The organism is Akkermansia sp. JRP_AM1 (genome assembly GCF_049262625.1).
Taxonomy (GTDB): Bacteria; Verrucomicrobiota; Verrucomicrobiia; order Verrucomicrobiales; family Akkermansiaceae; genus Akkermansia; species Akkermansia massiliensis.
On sequence record NZ_CP118234.1, the window covers coordinates 3,164,045 to 3,185,017 of the forward strand.

A 20,973-nucleotide genomic window follows, 5' to 3' on the forward strand; every position below is an offset into this window, starting at 1 on the left:
TAGCGCAGCAGTATGATCAGGATGTTCATTTTTTCTTATGCAGGAGACGCTGCCGAGGCGGCGGCCTGCGTGCGGTGCGCCCGGATGTCCGTACCCTGTGCCAGCGTGACGGTAGTGGACGATGCTTCCCATCCGGTACAGAAGGAGACGGCGGAGGCTCTCCGGAGCATGGGCGCGGAGTATGTGCAGTCCTCCTGGGAGCGCCACGGCAACCTGCGGGGGCCTGACTGCATCCGGGGCATGCTTTCCGAAATGTGCCGGGAGGCGGAGGATGACGACATCCTGGTCAAGATCGACTGTGATACGGCCCTGTTGGACGGAGGTTGGCTGTGCTGGATGCAGGAACGGCCCTGGTGCCAGATGTACGCCTCCGGCTCCTTGGTCGATGGGGAGTGGATGATTTACGGCTGTTTGTACGCCTTGCGCGGCCGGGTCGCCAGGCGATTGCTCCGGGATATGGATTGGGAGAACATGGATGCCCTGGCTCCGGAGGACTGGACCATCGGGCGGGCGGCATTGGCCAGTTTGCCCGCCGCGCTGGTACGTATTGATGAACCATGGAGCCAGCGCACGCCGTGGAGTTCATGGACGGCCTGGTGCTGGTACAGCCTGACGGCCTCTCCGGAGCGCTACGCCTCCCGGTTTGCTGTCGTTACGACTGGCAATCCCCGGCTGGATACCCAGCCGGCCAGCGAGCGGGCCAGAGTGATGCACCTGCTGGCCGACGCCAGGGAGCGGATGATCCGGGAGGGGAGAGTGATTAGGGAGGACGACGAAGCGGTGGATTGGGGTGACCTGTTGGCCGTTTGCAGGGGCGAGGCATCGATATTGCAATAAAGATGCAGCGGGGTGGCGTTCAGGAACGTTTTTCCACACTGCTTGATAATTTTTCCACAATGCACTGCGACGTTACACACGCACTCCTTGCGGAGTGCGACTCCAGCTTTGAGGCATATCGTCGAATACTTTAATGTTTCAATCCACGCACTCCTTGCGGAGTGCGACAAGTGCTTCATCATTACTTGGATAGCGTAAATCCGTTTCAATCCACGCACTCCTTGCGGAGTGCGACACGATGTCATTACCAATTTTGAGATGGGATTCAGGTTTCAATCCACGCACTCCTTGCGGAGTGCGACGGTTGTGTTTATCAGATAATGATATTTGCGAGATAGTTTCAATCCACGCACTCCTTGCGGAGTGCGACTCCTGGAGGAAGCAAAGTTATTTTTGAATATATTGTTTCAATCCACGCACTCCTTGCGGAGTGCGACGACCTTGCAATCATTACTATTTTGCAGGATAAACGTTTCAATCCACGCACTCCTTGCGGAGTGCGACAAGGAAGTGATCAAAGCGGACGTGTACAAGATGGTTTCAATCCACGCACTCCTTGCGGAGTGCGACTGCTTTGTCAATAGGTTTTTGTGCCATGTATTAAAGTTTCAATCCACGCACTCCTTGCGGAGTGCGACAGGGTGAGACAAAATTCAAATTCTACATGAAATAGTTTCAATCCACGCACTCCTTGCGGAGTGCGACCTCCTCCTTCTTTCATCTGACTTGCAAGATGGCGGTTTCAATCCACGCACTCCTTGCGGAGTGCGACCAGTTAATAATATCTTTGTTGCTCATAGCGACATGTTTCAATCCACGCACTCCTTGCGGAGTGCGACCATTTAAAGAGGGTCTTTGCGCCCTGACTAACCCGTTTCAATCCACGCACTCCTTGCGGAGTGCGACTGCGCCTGACCATATACATTGTTATTCAACAGCGCAAACGATACTTTGCGCCAACCTCCCGAAGAAGGCCATCATCACCTAGCCTTCTCTTCTAAGTATTCATCTGTCAATCTTCCATTCCCAATGTATTACGCCAATCGCCGATCTCCCGGGAAATTGGTGTGAGCTTGGGGTTGGCGCAAAGGCCGTGCTCAGACAGCTTTTAAATGATCAAAGGGCCGGAAATGTCGAAACTCTTCTCCTTGCCCAATTGCTCTATTTTATGATGCCAATTGGACCCCATGTGATAAATTCTCAGGCTGTCGCTCTCGTTATCAATAATCTTAAGCAGCTTGTTCCTGATGTCAACCAATTGGGCCGGAGCCAGCTCACATTCAAACACGGAATTCTGCACTCTCTGACCGATATTTTCACAGGCGCGGGCAACTTGACGCAACCGCCGCTGCCCGGCCTTGTCATCCGTAGCTACATCATAAGTAATGAGAATATACATGGCTAAGGAGCGTTTTACTTGCCAATAAACGGAGGATAGCAGTCCAGGTCTCCGCGCAAATGACGTGCTAGCAAAAGGGCCTGGATGTGAATCAGCAATCCCTGTGTCGTCTTTTCCTGAAGGAAGGGGTGCACCAAAACGGTCTTCTTGCGCTCCTGCCAGGCATTCAATACTTTCTTACGGGAATCTTCCTTCAAAAAGACGGCTCCGGATTCCTCCTTGTCGAAATCATCTGCGGAAATTTGCTTGCGGTTGATTAGCGTAAGAGCCAGGCAATCAGCCAGCGGCGCCCGGAATTCTTCCATCAGGTCCAAGGCCATTCCGGGACGCCCCGGACGGTCGCGATGCAGAAAACCGGCGGCCGCATCAATGCCGGCGCTTTCAAGAGCGGACCTGGCATCATGGCACAACAGACTATATAGAAAAGATAGAAGGGCGTTAAAACAATCCTTGGGAGGACGCCTGTTGCGGCCTTCAAACACTAACTCCGGCTCTTCCGTCCTCTGGCAATGGGACACGCAGGAAAAATATGTTTCCGCAGCGGAACCTTCAATGCCCCGCAGCATATCGCCGGAACTGCACCCGCGGGCCATGCGGCAAAAAGCAGCCAGACGGTCCACCGCTTCCGACAAATCTTTCCCGTAAGTTCTCTGCGCTCTTAAAAGCAAACTGCGGCAATTGGCAATTTTGGCTCCTATCATTTCCCGGGCAACGCCAACCCATCTTGCCTCATCATCAGCCCAGCGGTATTGCTCCCGGCGCAGCAGGATATTTCCCTTCATGAAGCCCTGGACGCCAGCCAAGAATTTACCGTAAGGATTGCAGAAGGAAAGCGTGATGCCGCGCTCCGCACAGGCCCCCATCAAATAAGGGGAAACTCCTATGTCCCATCCCAGCGTCACAATACCCTCCAAATTATGGAGGGGAACCCGCAGCAAACATGTTCCTTCCGAATTGACTTTCACGGTATCGCCATCCTTGGACAGCCAGCATCCCTCCAGCGTCACAAACAAGGTATTTAAATGTTTCTTCATAAATCATCAGCTTCACTTGCACCAAGACTATCTTCAAACACATCATCCACCCGGGCCTTCATGGTCTGCCTGTGCTCCCGGCAAACGTCAGGAAGACAATCATTGACCAGGGAACAGGACTTGCAGGCTTTGGAATACATGGGCAACGGCGTCACTCCCCCGGTTAACACCTCCCTGGCATTCCTGATAACCCCGGCTGTCAGAGTACGCAGCTCTTCATCAAATACCACCTCCATCCTTTTCTGGGGCTTTCCATAAAACAGAAAACCGGAGGGAATCTCCAACCCAAACATTTCTTCCAGGCACAAGGCCTGGGCGCACACCTGCACTTCATCCGCACGGTGCGGTTTGGGCTTGCCCACCTTGTACTCCACGGGCGTCATGGATACGGGAATGCCGCCTTTCTCAGCATAAACAGCCTCCACGACATCCGCAATGCCGTGAATTCCCCATTGGAGGGAAGAAATATGAAGAGAACGCAGGATCCTCTTTCGCCCGCGGTTTTCCGTCATGCCGGAATCCGCCCGTTCATGAAATACATTCCCCTCCGCCGTAAATTGATTATCAGCCCACACGCATTCCAGATGAATCAGCGCGCATTGCCTGGGACAATACAAGTAATGCTGTAATGCCGCCAGGGGCACTGAAAAAAAGGAAGAAGGCATCTTGGAAATTCTGTTCAGGGTGAAACACTAAATAAAATACTAAATTAATCAATTCATATATTGCAAATGATCATATGGAACCTATGATAGTTTCACATGTATCAGGCTCGCCCCCATCAGTCTCTTTCCACTCACGAACAAGAATGTTCCCGTACGATGTCTACCCTGCTTGCTCCCTTAGGGCTATCGCAATTTGGGGCCTTGATCGGCGGCATGCACGACTTCGGCAAAATGAGTGCAGACTTTCAGCAATACATGGATGCTCTCTCTCAACATATCAGTCCTCCAATTCCAAAAAGCGGCATAGACCATTCCACTGCTGGAGCCCAGTTTGTCTGGAATTATTTTCCCATCCCGGAGGACTCTGAAGAATTTTTATCTTCCGGCAAATCATTGCTTTATGTATTGCCTCCCATCACAACTCTGCTCTCATTGACTGCTTCCGTGGCACGATGCCCGGAGATGACGTATTCTCCAAGCGCATGGAAAAATCCGGAGAGAAAACCCATCTTGATGAAATCCTGTCCAAATTGACGTTTCAGGAGAAAGATCATTACTACTCTCTCCTGAAAAAAACGGAACTGGCCACGGAATTCAAGAATGTTTACACCCTCCTTGCCACCCTGTTTGGCCACTGTCCAAAAAAACAAGCATTCCATGCCGGACTAATCGCACGGTTCTGCTTGAGCAGCCTTATCGAAGCGGATTACACCAGTGCTTCCGGAAAAGGAAGCTACGAAAGCATTCCGGACCCGGATTGGGAAGGAATGTTAAAAAACTTGAATAAACATCTCGAACAATTCAAGGCTGATACTCCCATCAATCAAAGCCGGGCAGCCATGTCGCAGGAGTGCCTTCAAGCTGCGCCAGGACAAGTTGGCAAGTGGAACCTTACACTTCCCACCGGTGCAGGCAAAACTCTCTCAAGCCTCAGATTTGCCTTGGAACATGCACGGCGGCACCATTTGTCACGCATCATCTACATCATTCCCTATACCTCCATTCTTGACCAAACGGCCAATGCCATCCGGAAAGTACTTGGAAATGAATATAAAGACTGCATCCTGGAGCATCATTCCAATCTGGTGAAGGAAACCCTTAACGAGGAGGGAGAAATGGAACCATGGTCACCGAAAAGAAAAACCTGGTACATGGAAGCCACTCAAACATGGAACGTTCCCATTGTACTCACTACATCCGTCCAATACTTGAATGCCTTATATGCATCCGGCAAACAGCATGTGCGGCGCATGCACTCCCTGGCAAATGCCGTTGTTATTTTTGACGAAGTGCAAGCTATTCCCCCAACCTCACTACGGCTTTTTGAACATTCGCTGGATTTTCTCTCCGGCATCTGCCACAGCAGCACCATCCGCTGTACGGCTACTCCTCCGGAAACTGCCACGGAAGACGGAACGCATGCTCATCTCATCGAAACACCTATTATTCCGGACAGCCAAGCTTATTTCGATCAATTTAGCCAATTCCGTCAATGCGAGGTTGTCTGTGAACTAAAATCCTCCAATTACTGGACCGTAGAAAAAATGAGGGACTCCATCATGGAGCAAGCTTTCTCCAAAGGCCCCACCCTCGTCATCGTAAACACCAAAAAACTGGCCTCTAAACTGGCCTGCGCCTGCCGGGACCTGAATACAGAGGCGGACGTTTTCCACCTCAGCACCAACATGTGCCCTGCCCACAGGAAAGAAATCATCACGAACCGTATTGACAAAGAATCCCTGGAAAAGGCCAGAAGGAAGGGAAAAGCCGTTGTGTGCATCAGTACCGGCCTCATTGAAGCCGGAGTGGACGTAGATTTTGACGTAATCATACGGAGCGTGGCCGGCCTGGATTCCTGCACTCAAGCGGCAGGCCGATGCAACAGGGACGCCAACCGTCCCGGGGAAGAGTTATCCTGATTAATCCCGCAGGCAATCTGGAAAGACTGGATTCTCTCCGGGAACTTGAAATCGGAAGAGAAATTGCTATGGGAATGATTTGTGATCCTGAAGAAGGAGGAATTCTGGGAAACAAATCCGTTTCGCTCTATTTTAAGGAATTCTACGGCAAGCTCACCCGCTCTCATAATCATGATCATCTGTCTTACCCGTTTAAATGCTCCGGCGTCGTCACCAACATGGAGGATGCGCTATCTCAAAATTCCAAACTGATGACATATCCCCGTCAGCAGTCCAAATATGCTCCCCTTCGTCTTTTCCAGGCCTTTGACTCGGCAGCACGCCACTATCATCCGATCCAGGTTGATACAATAGCTGTTATCACCCCTTATGGAAGAGGGGAAGAATGCAGGGAAAAACTCTGGAACATGAATCCTCATACGGATGAAGAATGGGAACAATGGAATGAATGGATCCAAAAAGCCAGAGCCTATTCCGTCGCGATTTCCAACCGACTTCTTGGAAAATACTTGAATGCGGGAGACATCATGCGTATACAGGAAGGAGTGGATATTTATACAACAGTACCTAATAAATATGATCCATTTCTGGGCTTTCTCACAGACCCCGGAGAGACTTCCGGTGCGCTGACCGTTTCCCGGATTTAAAAATTTCAACAGCTTCATATTCATGCTTAATCAAATCGAATTTAAGGTCTACGGGAAATATGCGCTTTTCTCCGACCCCCTCACCCGGATAGGCGGAGAAAAATGTTCTTATCAAATCCCCACTTATGAAGCCCTGAAAGGAATTGTAAAGGCGGTCTACTGGAAACCCACCCTGATCTGGTTAATTGACGAGGTGAGAATAATGCGCCCTATCCGTCTGGTTCCCAAAAATATGAAACTGATCAAATATCATGAAGCCGGGGCGGATTTATCCGTATATACCTACCTTCAAGATGTGGAATATCAAGTCAAGGCTCATTTTGAATGGAACATGTACCGTCCGGATATGTCCAAGGACCGGATCGACGGCAAGCATTATGAAATTGCCCGTCGCATGATTGACCGCGGAGGACGTAGGGACATCGCGTTGGGAACCAGGGAATGCCAGGGATACGTGGAACCATGCCGGTTTGGAGAAGGAAAGGGATTCTATGACCAATATGGAAACACGTCTTTCGGACTCATGTTCCATGGTTTCAATTATCCGGATGAAACGGGAAAAGAGGAGCTTTCCATACGTTTTTGGCGTCCGGTCATGGAAAATGGAATGATCCGCTTCGTGCGCCCTGAAGCATGCGAAATTGTCAAGCATGTACGCCCCATGGCGGCATGCCCGCCAAGATCCAGCGGACTGAATGATCTGAGCCTGGGAGAATGAAAGGAAAAAGAAAAAGATGAACTGGATGCACGCCTTATACGCCACCTATGAACAAAACCGTGATTATGTGGGTCGTATTGACAAAGAACCGGCCCACGGCAACAGGAAAGAACGCCTCATTACCCCTCTTCTGCCGCTGTACCACAGCATGCAGAATGCTCACATCACCATCACACTGAACAAACAGGGAGAGCTAATTAATGCATCCCTCAACAATCAGAACAGTCAACCCACCATCATCCCCGTTACGGAAGCCTCAGGAGGCCGCACCAGCGGAGCCTGTGCCCACCCTCTGTGTGACAAGCTCCAATACGTGGCAGGTGATAACGCTGACTATTTCCCTCCGGAAGAATCCCCGGCCAAACGGACAAAGCAACTCAAAACCCTTCAGGAATCCTACGAACAATATGAACAGCAATTATCGGAATGGGCGGCATTTGATCCCGGTAATGTCAAACTGAACGCCGTTCTGGCCTATATTCGTAAAAAATCCCTGATCACGGACTTGATCAACGGGGGAATCCTATATGCGGAAGATTCCACCAACACTCTGCTTCCTGTATGGAAAGGGGACAAACGGGAAATGCCCGCCATCTTTGAAATCCTGGGAGCATCCACCCAGGAAAATGCGTTCATAAGATGGAAGGTCAACAGCAGGGATGGAAGCCCTCCGGAAGTGTATGAAGACCCCGCCATGTACGAATCCTGGCGGATTTATACGGAATCCAAGGCCAACAAAGAAGGGATGTGCTATGTCCTGGGAAAAACAGCACCTCTGGCAACCACTCACCCGGCACGCATCAGAAACGCCGGCGACAAAGCCAAACTCATTTCTTCCAATGACAGTTCCGGCTATACCTACCGCGGCAGATTCATTGAAGCGGATGAAGCGTGCGGAGTAAGTACGGAAGTCACCCAAAAAGCCCACAGCGCGCTTCGCTGGCTTATCTCCCGCCAAGGCTGGTATGATGGAGATCTTGTCGTTCTCGCCTGGTCTCCCGGTCTGTTGAAAGTTCCGTCTCCCTGCGGCAATGTGCAGGAATGGGAACACTACACGCCCGACCAGCCAACACCGAATGACCAAGTCACCCAATTGGTTAAGCAATTTAAAAAAGAACTCTCCGGAGGAGGAAAAGAGCTGCTGCGGACATCATTGAATGAAAACGATATTAAAAACCGTGTTCTTGTTCTCAGCTTGAATTCTGCGTCGCCGGGGCGCATGTCCCTCTCGAGCTTTCAGGAATTCACCGTCTCCGAATACCTTAACAACCTGCTTTCGTGGCATTCCAAAGCCAGATGGAAACAATGCCTTCCTAAAGACAAAGAAGGAAATGACCGATCTTATATTGGCGCGCCGTCTATCTCCATGATTGTCAAAGCAGCGTATGGAATAAAGGTAGACGATAAACTACGCAAACACGCCCTCTCCAGACTACTACCCTGTATTCTTCACAATCTTCCCATTCCTCCGGACCTGGAAAAACAATGTGTTCTCCAGACATCCAAACGACATGCCATGGAATGGTGGGAATGGGAAATGACCTTGGGAGTATCCTGTTCCGTTTATCTTTATAATCATCCACAAACAAATACTTCGTCCTCAGATACCATGAGCCTTGATCCAAAAATCACAGATCGCAGTTACCTCTTCGGCCGTCTTTTAGCCGTTGCAGAAGCCATCGAAACATCAGCATTAAATATCACGAAAACCTCCCGCCCCACCAATGCGGAAAAACTTATGCAGCGGTTCCAGCAAAGACCGTCAGAAACATGGCCCATGCTGGAAAAAAGCATTCAGCCCTATCGCAACATTTTGAAGAAAAATGAAAACACCGTTTCTTTCTTGAAAAGCTATGATGCTTACATAGACAATATCATGGAAACATTCCTCATGGGACAGTTCATGGATAACGGACCATTAACCGGCGCCTACCTCCTCGGTTACCACTGCCAGAGAGCCTTCATTTACAAAACTAAAGAAGAAAAAAATGCTGAACTGGCAAAATAAATCTTAGAATAAAACATTAATTCAACACTATAAAACCACATCATGAGCCTTAATCATAAAATCGACTTTGCCGTCATCTTTACCGTTACAAACGCTAACCCCAACGGAGACCCCCTCGATGGCAACCGGCCCAGAACCACTTTGGAAGGACTCGGAGAAATCTCCGATGTCTGTCTTAAAAGAAAAATCCGCAATAAGCTGATGGACATGGGACAAAACATCTTTGTCCAGTCAGACGACAGACGTGTAGACGACTATAAAACATTGAAAGAACGTGCTACTCCCATCCTGAAACAAAAAGGTACGTCTGCTGAACTGGCACAAAAAGCCTGTCAGGAATGGTATGATGTGAGAGCTTTTGGACAGGTCTTTGCCTTAAAAGACAAAGATGCGGCAAAAGGCACCGGCGTCTCCATAGGAATCAGAGGCCCAGTCACTATTCAACCTGCCTTCAGCAGAGATACGGTGAATATCACTAGTACACAAATCACGAAAAGCGTCAGCAATGACGGAGACGGCAGTAAAAAATCTTCCGACACCATGGGCATGAAGCACCGGGTGGACAAGGGCACCTATGTCTTCTTTGGAGCAATCAATCCGCAGCTGGCAGAACTCACAGGCTTCTCGGATGAAGATGCATCCATTTTCAAACAAGCGCTTCCTCAGATGTTTGAAGGAGATGCCTCCTCTGCACGACCGGAAGGTAGCATGTCTATTCAAAAAGTCATTTGGTGGGAACATAACTGTAAAAGCGGTCAATACTCTTCTGCCAAGGTTCACCATTCCATTGAAGTCTCCGAGGATGGAAATATTGTAAAGAAATATGATCTACCGGGGTTAACCCCGGAAATGATTGAAGGCTTCTGATCTGTTTCTTTTCACAAATGTCAAAACACCCTTCACTAAAAATGAAGGGTGTTTTTAATGAGTGTTATAGCCAACTGCTCCTTCTCATTCCAGAGATAGTAGGCCGTTCAGTCTGCGACATCTAAATCCACGCACCCGTGTGGGTGCGACGAGCCAGAAGGACTTTGTGGAATTTCTGGAGGAGTTTCAATCCACGCACCCGTGAGGGTGCGACTCGAAACCAGGACCATCACGGACCCTGACACAGGTTTCAATCCACGCACCCGTGAGGGTGCGACGTGAACAAGTTAGAGATTCTTACGAAAAAATATAGTTTCAATCCACGCACCCGTGAGGGTGCGACATGTTTTCCGTATTTCAGCAGGCTTCCACGAAGCGTTTCAATCCACGCACCCGTGAGGGTGCGACCTGGCCCTGGGCGAAAAAATGTACTACGTCTTTAGTTTCAATCCACGCACCCGTGAGGGTGCGACTTCCCGGAAAATAACCATGCGTCACTGTCCAACGGTTTCAATCCACGCACCCGTGAGGGTGCGACTGGAAGCCCTGCAAGCCGCAGGCAAGAAGGGTTGTTTCAATCCACGCACCCGTGAGGGTGCGACTCTTGCTTTGTGCTAACCTTGAAAAGGAGTTAGAGTTTCAATCCACGCACCCGTGAGGGTGCGACCGATAATCAGCCGCCCGGCGCCCGTGGGCCTCCGGTTTCAATCCACGCACCCGTGAGGGTGCGACATCACGCCCACCGTTGTTGACGTGCCATCCGGAAGTTTCAATCCACGCACCCGTGAGGGTGCGACAACCGAAATCGAGGAAAAGATCGGCATGTCCATCGTTTCAATCCACGCACCCGTGAGGGTGCGACGAGACGGCAAAGGCTATTCAGCTTCTTGCCGTCAGTTTCAATCCACGCACCCGTGAGGGTGCGACGAAGGATATATGCTACAGATTTGAAAAATTATTGGTTTCAATCCACGCACCCGTGAGGGTGCGACTTGTAAATACTAGCGGTATTGTACCTAGCATAAGGTTTCAATCCACGCACCCGTGAGGGTGCGACTATGGAGGATTACCACATAGCGCGTGAAGTTGAGGTTTCAATCCACGCACCCGTGAGGGTGCGACTGCCGTCATGCACGAACAATCCGCCGCCCAGATGGTTTCAATCCACGCACCCGTGAGGGTGCGACCGGAGAATAACAACACACTAACATTCAACTATTAGTTTCAATCCACGCACCCGTGAGGGTGCGACTTCTTTCCTTGCTCACTATCCATCATGACGAACGGTTTCAATCCACGCACCCGTGAGGGTGCGACTTCTCTGGTCATCATGTCGAAAACCCGCATGCCGGTTTCAATCCACGCACCCGTGAGGGTGCGACTCTCGGAAAAGGATGCTGATCTTTATCTGAAGTAGTTTCAATCCACGCACCCGTGAGGGTGCGACCTCGGCCCGCAAGTTTTTGCATGAGCTGGTGAAGGTTTCAATCCACGCACCCGTGAGGGTGCGACCATGCTTTACCATTCAAATAAACTGACAGAACAGGTTTCAATCCACGCACCCGTGAGGGTGCGACGCCCGGCATATCCACGTGTGCTTAACCCCTTTAGTTTCAATCCACGCACCCGTGAGGGTGCGACCAAGTCCGGCTATAGGGTAAACGCTAAGCATCAGTTTCAATCCACGCACCCGTGAGGGTGCGACGGCGGAAGGGGATATGCGTTCAAAGTTAGTGGTACAAATCGCTTTTTGCGCCAACCTCTTTCAGGATGCATATTCCTTACCCCCTTATATTTTATTGGAGAGAATGTCAATCTACTGATTTCAAGGACTTACAGAAATCGCCAATCTCCCCGGGAATTTCTGTGAGCTTGAGGTTGGCGCAAACAGTTTATCAGTTCAGCAATTCATTTTGGAATTGCTGATTCCCATCTGGTTCACCAACCTGTTTTTAATGCTAGATGGCCAGCGGCCTATCGTCCAGCAACTTTTTTTCTCTGCCATTCCAAAAACAAAAGGCCGCTCCATATTAATGGAGTGGCCTTGAAGTGTTTTCCGGCATCGGCGGCTGTCAAAGGCGCCGTTAACGCACACGGGCAATGAGCCAGTGCAGCAGGTCCTTGATGGCGACGCGTTCCTGTTCCATGGAGTCGCGGTGGCGAATAGTTACCGTGTCCTTGAGGGAGGCATCGTTTTCTCCAAGGGTTTCAAAGTCCACCGTGATGCAGAAGGGGGTGCCCACTTCATCCTGGCGGCGGTAGCGGCGGCCAACGGCTCCCGTTTCATCATAGAAGACGGGCATCCATGGCTGGAGCGTTTTTTCAATTTCCCGGGCGATGCGCACCTGTTCCTCGTTTTTCTTGAGCAGCGGGAAAATGGCGGCCTTGATGGGAGCCATCCGGGGCACAAAGCGGAGCACGGTACGGACGTCTTTCTTGCCCTTGTCATCCACCAGCTCTTCTTCATCAAAGGCTTCACAGATGATGGCCAGAATGGTGCGGTCACACCCGGCGGAGGGTTCCACCACATGGGGAATGAATTTTCCCGAGTTTCTTCGTCAAAGTATTCCAGCGGACGGCCGGAGCCTTTCTGGTGGCAGCTCAAGTCATAGTCCGTGCGGTAGGCAATGCCTTCCAGTTCCTGAATGCCGAACGGGAATTCATATTCCAGGTCGTAGGTTTTCTTGGAATAGAAGGCGCGTTCACCATCCGGCACGTCCAGGATATGGATGTGTTCGCGCGGCACGCCCACTTCGTCATAGAAGCAGAGGCGGTGTTCCAGCCATTCATCCACCAGGCGCAGACCGTCTTCCGGCCGGCAGAAGTATTCGATTTCCATTTGTTCGAATTCGCGGGAACGGAAGGTGAAGTTGCGCGGGTTGATTTCGTTGCGGAAGGATTTGCCGATCTGGGCGATCCCGAAGGGGAGCTTCACGCGGGAGCTGTCCAGGATGTTCTTGTATTGGCAGAAGATGGACTGGGCCGTTTCCGGGCGCAGCCAGCCAGTGGCATTGGGATCGTTTTCATCGGAGGTGGCTCCGATGGTCGTCTTGAACATGAGGTTGAATTCACGGGCTTCCGTCAGCAGGGAACCATTGGCGGGGTTGTACATGGTGGAGTCCGTTATGGCCTCCATTCGCTCGCCTTTCAGTTCCATTTCCTTGTGGGAGACGTCCTTGCCTGCTAGCTGGGCATAGTACTGGGCCGCGGTCTTGCGGGCCTTGTCCGCCTGTTTTTCAGAGTCCACCAGCACGGAGTATTCCTTTTCCATGCTCCAGGAGCCGTCCTTTTTAACGGCTCCGGTGTAGAAAAATCCCATGCCGCTCTGGGCCGGCACCTGGTCGGCGCGCAGGCGTTCCTTGGTCAGCAGACAGTCGCACATCGGGTCGGAGAATCCGCCCACATGGCCGGATGCCACCAGTACGGAGTTATGCGTCAGGATGGAACCGTCCATGCCGACCACATCGTCGCGCTCCTGCACGTTTTTGCGCCACCAGTATTCCTTGAGGTTGCGCTTGAGTTCCACCCCCATGGGACCGTAGTCCCAGCAACCATTCAGACCGCCATATATTTCAGCTGCCTGGAAGATGAAACCCCGCCTTTTGCAGAGGCTCACGATTTTCTCCATTCGGGCGGGATCTGTATTGGTTCTGTCTGCCATGATAATATCTATAATTGGGTTGGCTATGCGGGTTGTATTGATGACCGCAATCAGCGGCCAGTGAAAGCAAAAAGCGTGTCTTCTCAAGAATTCCAGGGGAGAGGCACATCCTTGAGCAGCTGGGAGTCATATCCAGCTTCCACCAGCGTGCGGAAGGCTTCCATCGCCTCCGGAGTCACAGGTTGTTCCGTGGAAAAACCGCGCCTGGGGTATTCCAGTATCCGCTGGAAGTCCCCCACCATGGCGGAGACAACCAGCTCCCGCGGCAGTTCCGGGGTCAAGTATTCCCGGAAAGTGACGGGAGGGGAGCTGACCGCCACCTGCGCTTCCGGCCACTGGGCCTGGAGCGTAGCCAGCGTACGCCGCTCCATGTACGGTTTTTGCAGGGCAATGAGGCTGGCAGGGTCCGGGATGCCGGCCTTTTTCAGGATTGTACGGGAAAAGCGGACGTTTTCCCCGGTGTTGGTAGATTTATTTTCAATGAGGATACGGTCTTCCGGCACTCCCTTTTTCATGGCCGCCTCAGCAAAGAGTTCCGCTTCCGGCACGGCCCATTCCCCTGTAAAACGCCCCATCCCGCCGGAAAAGAGCAAGAGGGGAGCCAGCTTCCGAGCATAGAGTTCCGCCGCATATTCCGCCACCCGCACGTCATTGCTGCCAAGGATGAAGATGAGGTCCGCCGGGCGCAGCTCCTGCTTCACATGATGGTATTCCCACAAAATTTCTATCGCTTCTTCCGGAGTCATCGGCCCTATGTACCCAAGAAGTTCCTTTCTGTAAACGCCGGATTCACCACAGTCCGTATTTGCCCCATTCCAACGCGGCCCATCCCAGCAGCGCATTCGCCACCGCATGCATGACGATGACAGAGCACAGGTTTTTCTGCCAGACGGCAAGCAGGTACACTAGGGAACCGTAAATGAAGGCGCCGCAGTAGTCCACAGGCTGGTGCACGGCCATGAAACAGAGAGTGGTCACCCAGTACGCTTTCCAGCTATGCGTGCCGAAGGGGATTTTCCAGGGATGGTCCAGGTTCACCATCAGGCGCATCAGATAACCGCGCCAGAAGAGTTCCTCCACCAGCGCCACCACCACCACGGCACGGAAGAAGCGCAGGACCAGCGCCGCCAGCCAGCTCCAGGAATCCGGGGCAAAGACGACGCCGGGATCAAAGCCTTCCGGGCGCATGTCAATTCCCAGCAGGTACCGGTACCATGGCCAGGAGGGGTGGCCAAACCATGCATCCGGACCGCCCGGCAGACGGTCCGCCGCCATCGTAGGGGCCAGCCAGCACAGGATGCCCAGCACGCCGAAGAGGATTCCCCATGCGGCGGGTTTCCATTTCCAGTCCCAGTCAATGGCTTTTCTCCACCACAGGACCAGGACAAAGCAGACGATGGCCTGCACAGGGTACAGCCATTGCTCCGGCGCCCTTCTCCACCAGGCGGCGGCGGGGTGGTTCCATTCCAGGAACGACCCGCCAAGCTGCCACAGCAGGGTAAAGCCCATGAACACCGCAAACGGCGCTACGTACGCCCTTGTTTTCAGGGCCTCCGGGACGGAGTTCATGGACGCGGAGGGGTCAGGAAAGAGTTTTCACGAAACGCTCCATGCGGTTGCAGGCTTCCTTGATCTGGTCAAAGGCAGTCGCATAGCAGCAGCGCAGGAAGCCTTCCCCGCTTGCACCAAAAGCGGTACCGGGCACGGCGGCCACCTGCTCTTCCATCAGCAGGCGCGTAGCGAATTCCTTGCTGGTGAGTCCAAATTTGGAGACGTCCGGGAAGACATAGAATGCGCCGCCGGGCAAATGGCAGTCCAAGCCTATTTCGTTGAAGCGCTTCACCAGGAAATCGCGCCGCTGGCGGTAGCTTTCCCTCATTTTCATCATGGCGGAGGTTCCGTTTTGCAATGCTTCAATGGCCGCTTCCTGGGAGGTGATAGGAGCGCAGAGCATGGAGTACTGATGAATTTTCATCATGGCGGAGATGAGCGGCTCCGGTCCGCAGGCATAGCCCAGGCGGAAGCCCGTCATGGCAAACGCCTTGGAAAAGCCGTGCAGCAGCAGGGTGCGTTCCCTCATCCCAGGCAGCGAGGCTATCGAAACGTGCGGCTTGCCGTCGTAGCGCAGCTCGCTGTAGATTTCATCCGTCAGCACGATGAGATCGTGCTTGATGCAGATGCGGGCAATTTCCTGAAGGGTTTCCACAGGGGCCACGGCCCCGGTCGGATTTGTGGGGAAATTGAGCATCAGCACCTTGGTCCGCGGTGTAATGGCGGCTTCCAGCACCGCCGGGTTAAGGGCGAAAAGGTCCTGCTTGCTTGTGGGCACGGCAGTAGCCACGCCATAGGCCATGTTCACGCTGGGAGCATAGGAGACATAGCAGGGTTCATGGTAAAGAACTTCGTCCCCCGGGTTCAGAATGGCACGGAGCGCCAGATCAATGGCTTCGCTCACGCCCACGGTCACCAGCACTTCATGCAGGGGATCGTATTTCACATGGAAGAAGCCGTCCACGTATTTGACGATGGAACGGCGCAGGGATTCCAGTCCATAGTTGGAGGTATAGGAGGTGTGCCCCTTTTCCAGGGAGTAAATGGCCGCTTCCCGGATGTTCCAGGGGGTAACGAAGTCCGGTTCCCCTACGCCCAGGGAGATGATGTCCGTCCGTCCCGTGACTAGGTCAAAGAATTCCCGGATGCCGGAACGGGGGATGGAGCTTACCTGCTCCGCAATTTTGTTCTGCCAGTTCATGATGATTTCTTTCGTGTCGGCAGGGACTTACGGAGCAACAGCCAGGCGTTCATTCTGCGCGGGGGCCTCGAACACACAGCCGTTTTTCTTGTAGGTTTTCAGATGGAAGTGCGTGGAAGTGGACAGCACCCCTTCCAGCGTAGACAGTTTTTCCGCCACAAACCGGGCAATGTCACGCATGCTTTTTCCTTCCACCAGCACCAGCAGGTCAAAGCCGCCGCTCGCCAGATAGCAGGAGGAGACTTCGTCAAAACGGGAGATGCGCATCGCCAGGCGGTCAAAGCCGCCATCGCGTTCGGGCGTCATTTTTACTTCAATGAAGGCCGCTACCCTGCTGTCGTGTTCGTATTCCTCATTTACCACCGCCTGGTAGCCCAGAATCACGCCTTCCTTTTCCCACTGCTCCCGCTGGGCTCGAACGGCTTCTTCAGTCATGTCAAGACGTTCGGCCAATTCGCCATCGCTCAAGCGGGCTTGAGTCGCCAGTAACTGTAGAAGTGATGCAGTGGACATAAAATTTCAGGCATAAAAGACCCTTTTATAGCGAACGTGTCAAGAACACATGTTACGCAAGGCTGACATCCGTTCTTTCCAACATAATAAAATACGTTCTTTTTCTTCAAAAAACAGCCGCCGTTCCGAGAATATAATGCTATTGCCTTCAATAAGATAACCATTATTTCAAACATCCGTTGGAATTATTTTCAGAGAATAGTTGCTCTAATCCGCCTTTTGTGCCATAGTAAAGTGCATAGACCTGTAGCGTCCCTTTACAAGGAACGCTTGTTTCCAATTTTTATATGACAGTCTGATATTATGAGCATGGCACTTAACCCGGATAGGGCTACCCTGAACTTTCTCAATGCCTTTCCGGAAGAAATCCGTCTGCGCGGCGAGAAGCTCCAGAAAGACGGAGCGGTTACGCAAATCTTTGGCAATCATTTGTATATTCAGGGCCGTGTGGAAGATGCGCACGGCGTACACCGCGTGAACCTCCGCCTCCAGGGCAACAGGTGGTTCGGGGCATGCTCCACGGAAGACGAGGATCTGGCCGGAGCGGCCATGTACGCCGCCATGCTGGAACGCATGTACCGCGGCCAGGATCTTCCGGAGTCCCCGAACGAACTTAACGACGTTCCCCTGCTGGATATTCTGGAAGAGAAGCTGGGCCGCGAACTGGATGACAAGGAAGCGGATTACGTCAGCAAGCTGGAGAAGCGCTACCGCCGTTTCGCCATTGAGCAGGAAATCCATGACCATGACATGGTGCGCCTGAATCCCCGCTGGGAAATCGTCAGCTATGACCCGCTGGAGCTGTGGCCCGTGCCTCCCACGAACATCCTTGAATTCTGGAATTACATCGCCTATGCCTTCAACAAGAGGCGCCTGCCCTACCCGGAATTCATGGAATCCATCACGGATCTGGAAAAAGTTCAGCGCAAGATTCACGAATGGGAGCGTTCCCGTGAAGTAGGCACCTGGTATGACCGCATCCAGTCCGTGAATGAACGGCCCCCGCAGCCGCCCCGCGGAGAGCTGTTCATGAGGCTCGTTTCCACCATCAACGAGGGCCATTTCGAATACCGCCATTCCCTGAAGCAGGACTGGATTCCCGTCCGGGAAAAGCAGGATTTGGAACATCTGGAAAACCTGCATGAACGCGCTGCCGTGCGCATGGATGCCCAGACGGAAATCCTCCTTGTGTCCCTGTCCGATTACGCCCGTGCAGAAGACGCCCTGACGCTGGACCTGGACCAGGAAGCCGCGTGCGCCCTGATGAACAAGCTTTTCCACCAGCCCGCCCTGAAAGGCTACCTGGTGAACCTGGATGAAAATTATTTCAAGGTGGTGGACGAACCGCTCAAGTGGATTTGCCAGGACGACCCCATTGAGCCGGACTGCTACGCCCTCCAGCTCGCCACGTCCACCGGCATCAACGTCTCCCACTCCGTCCGCCAGCTTCCCGGCCAGCAGGAGCTGTACCAGTCTGACGAAACCGTGTTTCCGGGTCCCCCCGCTGGCTGGAGAGCACGGAAGTGGAACCCCGCTATTCCATTCCCAAGCAGGTCATCGACAGCCTTGAAGGGGTGGAGTTCCTCCGTAAGATCGGCGCTTCCCTGCCCCCCAGCATGGAGGACCGCGTGGTGGACATCGACCTGCGCGGCACCTTTGACATGAAGATCGTCCGCGGCCTCACCTCCGCGGAAACGGAACACGTGCTTTGTGAAGTAAGCGCCAGGGACGCTTCCGGCTACCGCACGGAAAAACTCGGCAAGGACGGCTGGGACGTCGCTCACCAGGAGCCCATGAAAAACAAAGCCCTGCTGCGCTTCATCCGGGAGCACCTCTATCCCATTCCCGGCCTGCTGGAAGAAATGGGCTTCTCCTATGATCCCCAGGTAGGCGCCTTCAAGGCCCGCGTTACCCGGCAGTTCCCTGAAAAATTTGCGGAGTGGGCCAAGCAGCTCCCGGAAGAGCTGACCGTCAACATGGATGACAAGCTCAAGACGCTGCTGGCGGACCCGGTGGCCGCCGCCGTGCGGTTTGAAGTAGTTAACCAGGAGATTGACTGGTTTGACCTCCGCATCGTCATTGACGTGGAAGGCGTCCAGCTTTCCAAGGAACAAATCCGCGCCCTGGTCGCCGCCAGAGGCGGCTACGTCCGTATGGACGACGGAGGCTGGATGCGCCTGGAAATCAAGCTGGACAACGACCAGCGCGACGCCGTCACCCGCCTGGGCCTGGACCCCTTCGACCTTTCCGGGGAAACCCACCGCATGCACGCCATGCAGCTTGCGGACCCGAAGGCCGCGGAAGTGTTCGACCCGAAGGCCTGGAAACGCATCAAGGACCGCACCGCGGAAATCAAGATCGATGTCAAGCCGGACGTTCCCTCCCAGCTTCAGGCCACCCTGCGCCCGTACCAGGTGGACGGCTTCCACTTCCTGGCCTATCTGGCCACGAACGGCTTCGGCGGCATTCTGGCGGACGACATGGGTTTGGGCAAAACCATCCAATCCATCACTTACGTGCTCTGGCTGCGTGAGGAATTCGCGCGCAAAAACAAATCCAAGAAGAAAATCGCCGTTCCTCCGGTACTCATCGTCTGCCCCAAGTCCGTGCTGGATGTCTGGGCCGGGGAAACGGAGAAATTCGCTCCCGGCGTGCGCGTACTCGTCATCCGCAGCAAGGATCAGGCCAATCTGGACGACATCCGGAAGAATTACGATATGGTCGTGGTCAACTACGCCCAGCTCCGCGTCTGCGGAGAAACCCTCAACCAGATCAAGTGGCTCACGGTCATCCTGGACGAAGGCCAGCAGATCAAGAACCCGGACTCCAAGGCGGCCAAGGCCGCCCGTGAAATCGTCTCCTACAACCGCCTGGTCCTTTCCGGCACGCCCATTGAAAACCGCCTGCTGGACATGTGGTCCCTCATGGCCTTCTCCATGCCCGGCGTTCTCGGTTCCCGTTCCTACTTCAAGAAGCGCTTTGACAAGCGCAAGGACCCGCAGAGCCAGAACCGCCTGGCCGCGCGCCTGAAACCCTTCCTGCTGCGCCGCACCAAATCACAGGTGGCGAAGGACCTGCCCCCCAGGACGGAAGAAGAAGTGTACGCCAAGATGGAAGGCATCCAGAGCCAGCTGTACAAGGCGGAACTCCGCCGCATCCAGCAGGCCCTGCTCGGCCTGGATTCAGACGAATCCGTCAAGAAAAACAGCTTCGCCATCCTGCAGGGCCTCATGCGCCTGCGCCAGATCTGCTGCCACCCCGGCTTGGTGGACCCCAAGTACGCCAAGGAAGACAGCGCCAAGATGACCGCCCTGTTCTACCTGCTGGACCAGCTCCGGGAGGAAGGGCACAAGGTGCTCGTCTTCTCCCAGTTCGTCTCCATGCTGGAAATTATCAAGAACCGGCTGGAAGCGGAAAACAGGCCGCTTAACTACCTTACCGGCCAGACCAAGGACCGCCGCGGGGAAATTGAAAAATTCCAGACTACCAAGGACCCGTCCGTCTTCCTGCTTTCCCTGAAAGCCGGGGGCGCCGGCCTCAACCTTACTTCCGCCTCCTACGTGGTCCTGTATGATCCGTGGTGGAACCCGGCTGTGGAAAGCCAGGCCATTGACCGTACGCACCGCATCGGCCAGAAGAACAAGGTGATCGCCTACCGCCTGCTGACGAAGGACTCCGTGGAAGAAAAAATCCGCATCCTCCAGCATCAGAAGAACCAGCTCGTCGCCAACGTGCTGGGTGACGAGGGCTTCACCTCCAGCCTGGGCATTGACGACCTGAACTTCATCCTCAACCACGGGGATGACGAAGAAGGCTAAGCCGATGGCGGTGAGTAGAGAGTAGTGAGTAGAGATTAATTATTTCAACTTCCGGACATTGGTCCGCTCATTCTTTCCCTACTCTCTGATCTCTCATCATTAATCGCTATAAAAAAGCCCTGCAATTTCATGCAG

At 53.3% G+C, this 20,973-nt stretch carries 17 protein-coding genes, 1 pseudogene and 2 CRISPR repeat arrays; of the genes and pseudogenes, 9 read left to right on the top strand and 9 right to left on the bottom strand.

Annotated elements, in window-relative coordinates:
* The first annotated feature begins 21 nt into the window (after positions 1–21).
* On the top strand, positions 22–837 hold the full coding sequence (locus tag PVA48_RS15290) for a hypothetical protein (protein WP_205575542.1): 816 nt from the start codon (positions 22–24) through the stop codon (positions 835–837).
* 135 nt (positions 838–972) lie between these two features.
* Positions 973–1,743: a CRISPR direct-repeat array (repeat unit 33 nt; unit sequence GTTTCAATCCACGCACTCCTTGCGGAGTGCGAC).
* 202 nt (positions 1,744–1,945) lie between these two features.
* On the opposite strand, the gene cas2 is transcribed toward PVA48_RS15290, so the two are convergent.
* The 3 genes from cas2 to cas4 are packed head-to-tail and all read right to left on the bottom strand — an operon-like array spanning position 1,946 to position 3,935.
* Complete coding sequence (gene cas2, locus PVA48_RS15295; RefSeq protein WP_102722925.1) at positions 1,946–2,236, bottom strand: CRISPR-associated endonuclease Cas2; 291 nt, start codon at positions 2,234–2,236, stop codon at positions 1,946–1,948.
* Between the two features lie 14 nt (positions 2,237–2,250).
* Positions 2,251–3,270, bottom strand: coding sequence for a type I-C CRISPR-associated endonuclease Cas1c (gene cas1c / locus PVA48_RS15300; protein WP_423232018.1), 1,020 nt, complete (start codon positions 3,268–3,270; stop codon positions 2,251–2,253).
* Positions 3,267–3,935: a CRISPR-associated protein Cas4 gene (gene cas4 / locus PVA48_RS15305; RefSeq protein ID WP_102728418.1), complete on the bottom strand. Its 669-nt coding sequence runs from the start codon at positions 3,933–3,935 to the stop codon at positions 3,267–3,269. Before cas4 ends, cas1c begins: the two co-directional genes overlap by 4 nt.
* A gap of 156 nt (positions 3,936–4,091) precedes the next feature.
* Here cas4 and PVA48_RS15310 point away from each other — a divergent pair, with 156 nt between their 5' ends.
* The 6 genes from PVA48_RS15310 to cas7c all read left to right on the top strand — a co-directional run bounded on the left by PVA48_RS15310 (position 4,092) and on the right by cas7c (position 10,094).
* The gene (locus PVA48_RS15310; protein WP_423232019.1) at positions 4,092–4,469 is read left to right on the top strand and encodes a CRISPR-associated endonuclease Cas3''; all 378 of its coding nucleotides are present in this window, start codon (positions 4,092–4,094) and stop codon (positions 4,467–4,469) included.
* Positions 4,470–4,774: 305 nt separating this feature from the next.
* Positions 4,775–5,854, top strand: a complete 1,080-nt coding sequence (gene cas3 / locus PVA48_RS15315; protein WP_423232543.1) for a CRISPR-associated helicase Cas3' — start codon at positions 4,775–4,777, stop codon at positions 5,852–5,854.
* Positions 5,812–6,501, top strand: coding sequence for a hypothetical protein (locus tag PVA48_RS15320; RefSeq protein WP_423232020.1), 690 nt, complete (start codon positions 5,812–5,814; stop codon positions 6,499–6,501). Before cas3 ends, PVA48_RS15320 begins: the two co-directional genes overlap by 43 nt.
* Positions 6,502–6,523: 22 nt before the next feature.
* On the top strand, positions 6,524–7,219 hold the full coding sequence (cas5c, locus tag PVA48_RS15325) for a type I-C CRISPR-associated protein Cas5c (RefSeq protein WP_102728416.1): 696 nt from the start codon (positions 6,524–6,526) through the stop codon (positions 7,217–7,219).
* 16 nt (positions 7,220–7,235) lie between these two features.
* Complete coding sequence (cas8c, locus tag PVA48_RS15330) at positions 7,236–9,227, top strand: type I-C CRISPR-associated protein Cas8c/Csd1 (RefSeq protein ID WP_102728415.1); 1,992 nt, start codon at positions 7,236–7,238, stop codon at positions 9,225–9,227.
* A 42-nt stretch (positions 9,228–9,269) separates the two neighbouring features.
* Positions 9,270–10,094 carry a type I-C CRISPR-associated protein Cas7/Csd2 gene (cas7c, locus tag PVA48_RS15335; RefSeq protein ID WP_102728414.1) on the top strand — a complete coding sequence of 275 codons (825 nt, stop codon included), beginning with the start codon at positions 9,270–9,272 and terminating at the stop codon, positions 10,092–10,094.
* Positions 10,095–10,213: 119 nt separating this feature from the next.
* A CRISPR array of direct repeats spans positions 10,214–11,799; the repeat unit is 31 nt; unit sequence GTTTCAATCCACGCACCCGTGAGGGTGCGAC.
* 379 nt (positions 11,800–12,178) lie between these two features.
* Here the strand turns inward: cas7c and PVA48_RS15340 are convergent.
* The 6 genes and pseudogenes from PVA48_RS15340 to PVA48_RS15365 all read right to left on the bottom strand — a co-directional run bounded on the left by PVA48_RS15340 (position 12,179) and on the right by PVA48_RS15365 (position 17,020).
* Positions 12,179–12,493 (bottom strand): His/Gly/Thr/Pro-type tRNA ligase C-terminal domain-containing protein, encoded by a 315-nt coding sequence (locus PVA48_RS15340; protein ID WP_423232021.1) that lies wholly within the window; start codon positions 12,491–12,493, stop codon positions 12,179–12,181.
* 164 nt (positions 12,494–12,657) lie between these two features.
* Positions 12,658–13,755, bottom strand: a pseudogene (locus tag PVA48_RS15345) (glycine--tRNA ligase); the annotation flags it as partial.
* A gap of 83 nt (positions 13,756–13,838) precedes the next feature.
* The gene (locus tag PVA48_RS15350) at positions 13,839–14,501 is read right to left on the bottom strand and encodes a YdcF family protein (protein WP_102727517.1); all 663 of its coding nucleotides are present in this window, start codon (positions 14,499–14,501) and stop codon (positions 13,839–13,841) included.
* Between the two features lie 43 nt (positions 14,502–14,544).
* Positions 14,545–15,324, bottom strand: coding sequence for a CPBP family glutamic-type intramembrane protease (locus tag PVA48_RS15355; protein ID WP_102721716.1), 780 nt, complete (start codon positions 15,322–15,324; stop codon positions 14,545–14,547).
* A gap of 13 nt (positions 15,325–15,337) precedes the next feature.
* Complete coding sequence (locus PVA48_RS15360; RefSeq protein ID WP_102727515.1) at positions 15,338–16,507, bottom strand: aminotransferase class I/II-fold pyridoxal phosphate-dependent enzyme; 1,170 nt, start codon at positions 16,505–16,507, stop codon at positions 15,338–15,340.
* A gap of 27 nt (positions 16,508–16,534) precedes the next feature.
* A complete protein-coding gene (locus PVA48_RS15365; RefSeq protein ID WP_022398056.1) occupies positions 16,535–17,020 on the bottom strand; it encodes an Lrp/AsnC family transcriptional regulator in 486 nt (161 codons plus the stop codon).
* A 303-nt stretch (positions 17,021–17,323) separates the two neighbouring features.
* On the opposite strand from PVA48_RS15365, the gene PVA48_RS15370 reads away from it, so the two are divergent.
* Together PVA48_RS15370 and PVA48_RS15375 are read left to right on the top strand one after the other, a co-directional pair.
* Entirely contained in the window at positions 17,324–18,685 is a 1,362-nt protein-coding gene (locus PVA48_RS15370; RefSeq protein ID WP_423232022.1) for a hypothetical protein, read from the top strand.
* A 608-nt stretch (positions 18,686–19,293) separates the two neighbouring features.
* Positions 19,294–20,838 (top strand): DEAD/DEAH box helicase, encoded by a 1,545-nt coding sequence (locus PVA48_RS15375; RefSeq protein WP_423232544.1) that lies wholly within the window; start codon positions 19,294–19,296, stop codon positions 20,836–20,838.
* The last annotated feature ends 135 nt before the right edge of the window (positions 20,839–20,973 follow it).

Excerpts from the sequence above, each read along its gene's own strand:
- PVA48_RS15290 (WP_205575542.1), top strand. The coding sequence starts at position 22 with ATGTTCATTTTTTCTTATGCAGGAGACGCTGCCGAGGCGGCGGCCTGC.
- cas2 (WP_102722925.1), bottom strand. The coding sequence starts at position 2,236 with ATGTATATTCTCATTACTTATGATGTAGCTACGGATGACAAGGCCGGG.
- cas1c (WP_423232018.1), bottom strand. The coding sequence starts at position 3,270 with ATGAAGAAACATTTAAATACCTTGTTTGTGACGCTGGAGGGATGCTGG.
- cas4 (WP_102728418.1), bottom strand. The coding sequence starts at position 3,935 with ATGCCTTCTTCCTTTTTTTCAGTGCCCCTGGCGGCATTACAGCATTAC.
- PVA48_RS15310 (WP_423232019.1), top strand. The coding sequence starts at position 4,092 with ATGTCTACCCTGCTTGCTCCCTTAGGGCTATCGCAATTTGGGGCCTTG.
- cas3 (WP_423232543.1), top strand. The coding sequence starts at position 4,775 with ATGTCGCAGGAGTGCCTTCAAGCTGCGCCAGGACAAGTTGGCAAGTGG.
- PVA48_RS15320 (WP_423232020.1), top strand. The coding sequence starts at position 5,812 with ATGCAACAGGGACGCCAACCGTCCCGGGGAAGAGTTATCCTGATTAAT.
- cas5c (WP_102728416.1), top strand. The coding sequence starts at position 6,524 with ATGCTTAATCAAATCGAATTTAAGGTCTACGGGAAATATGCGCTTTTC.
- cas8c (WP_102728415.1), top strand. The coding sequence starts at position 7,236 with ATGAACTGGATGCACGCCTTATACGCCACCTATGAACAAAACCGTGAT.
- cas7c (WP_102728414.1), top strand. The coding sequence starts at position 9,270 with ATGAGCCTTAATCATAAAATCGACTTTGCCGTCATCTTTACCGTTACA.
- PVA48_RS15340 (WP_423232021.1), bottom strand. The coding sequence starts at position 12,493 with ATGGCTCCCATCAAGGCCGCCATTTTCCCGCTGCTCAAGAAAAACGAG.
- PVA48_RS15350 (WP_102727517.1), bottom strand. The coding sequence starts at position 14,501 with ATGACTCCGGAAGAAGCGATAGAAATTTTGTGGGAATACCATCATGTG.
- PVA48_RS15355 (WP_102721716.1), bottom strand. The coding sequence starts at position 15,324 with ATGAACTCCGTCCCGGAGGCCCTGAAAACAAGGGCGTACGTAGCGCCG.
- PVA48_RS15360 (WP_102727515.1), bottom strand. The coding sequence starts at position 16,507 with ATGAACTGGCAGAACAAAATTGCGGAGCAGGTAAGCTCCATCCCCCGT.
- PVA48_RS15365 (WP_022398056.1), bottom strand. The coding sequence starts at position 17,020 with ATGTCCACTGCATCACTTCTACAGTTACTGGCGACTCAAGCCCGCTTG.
- PVA48_RS15370 (WP_423232022.1), top strand. The coding sequence starts at position 17,324 with ATGAGCATGGCACTTAACCCGGATAGGGCTACCCTGAACTTTCTCAAT.
- PVA48_RS15375 (WP_423232544.1), top strand. The coding sequence starts at position 19,294 with ATGCAGCTTGCGGACCCGAAGGCCGCGGAAGTGTTCGACCCGAAGGCC.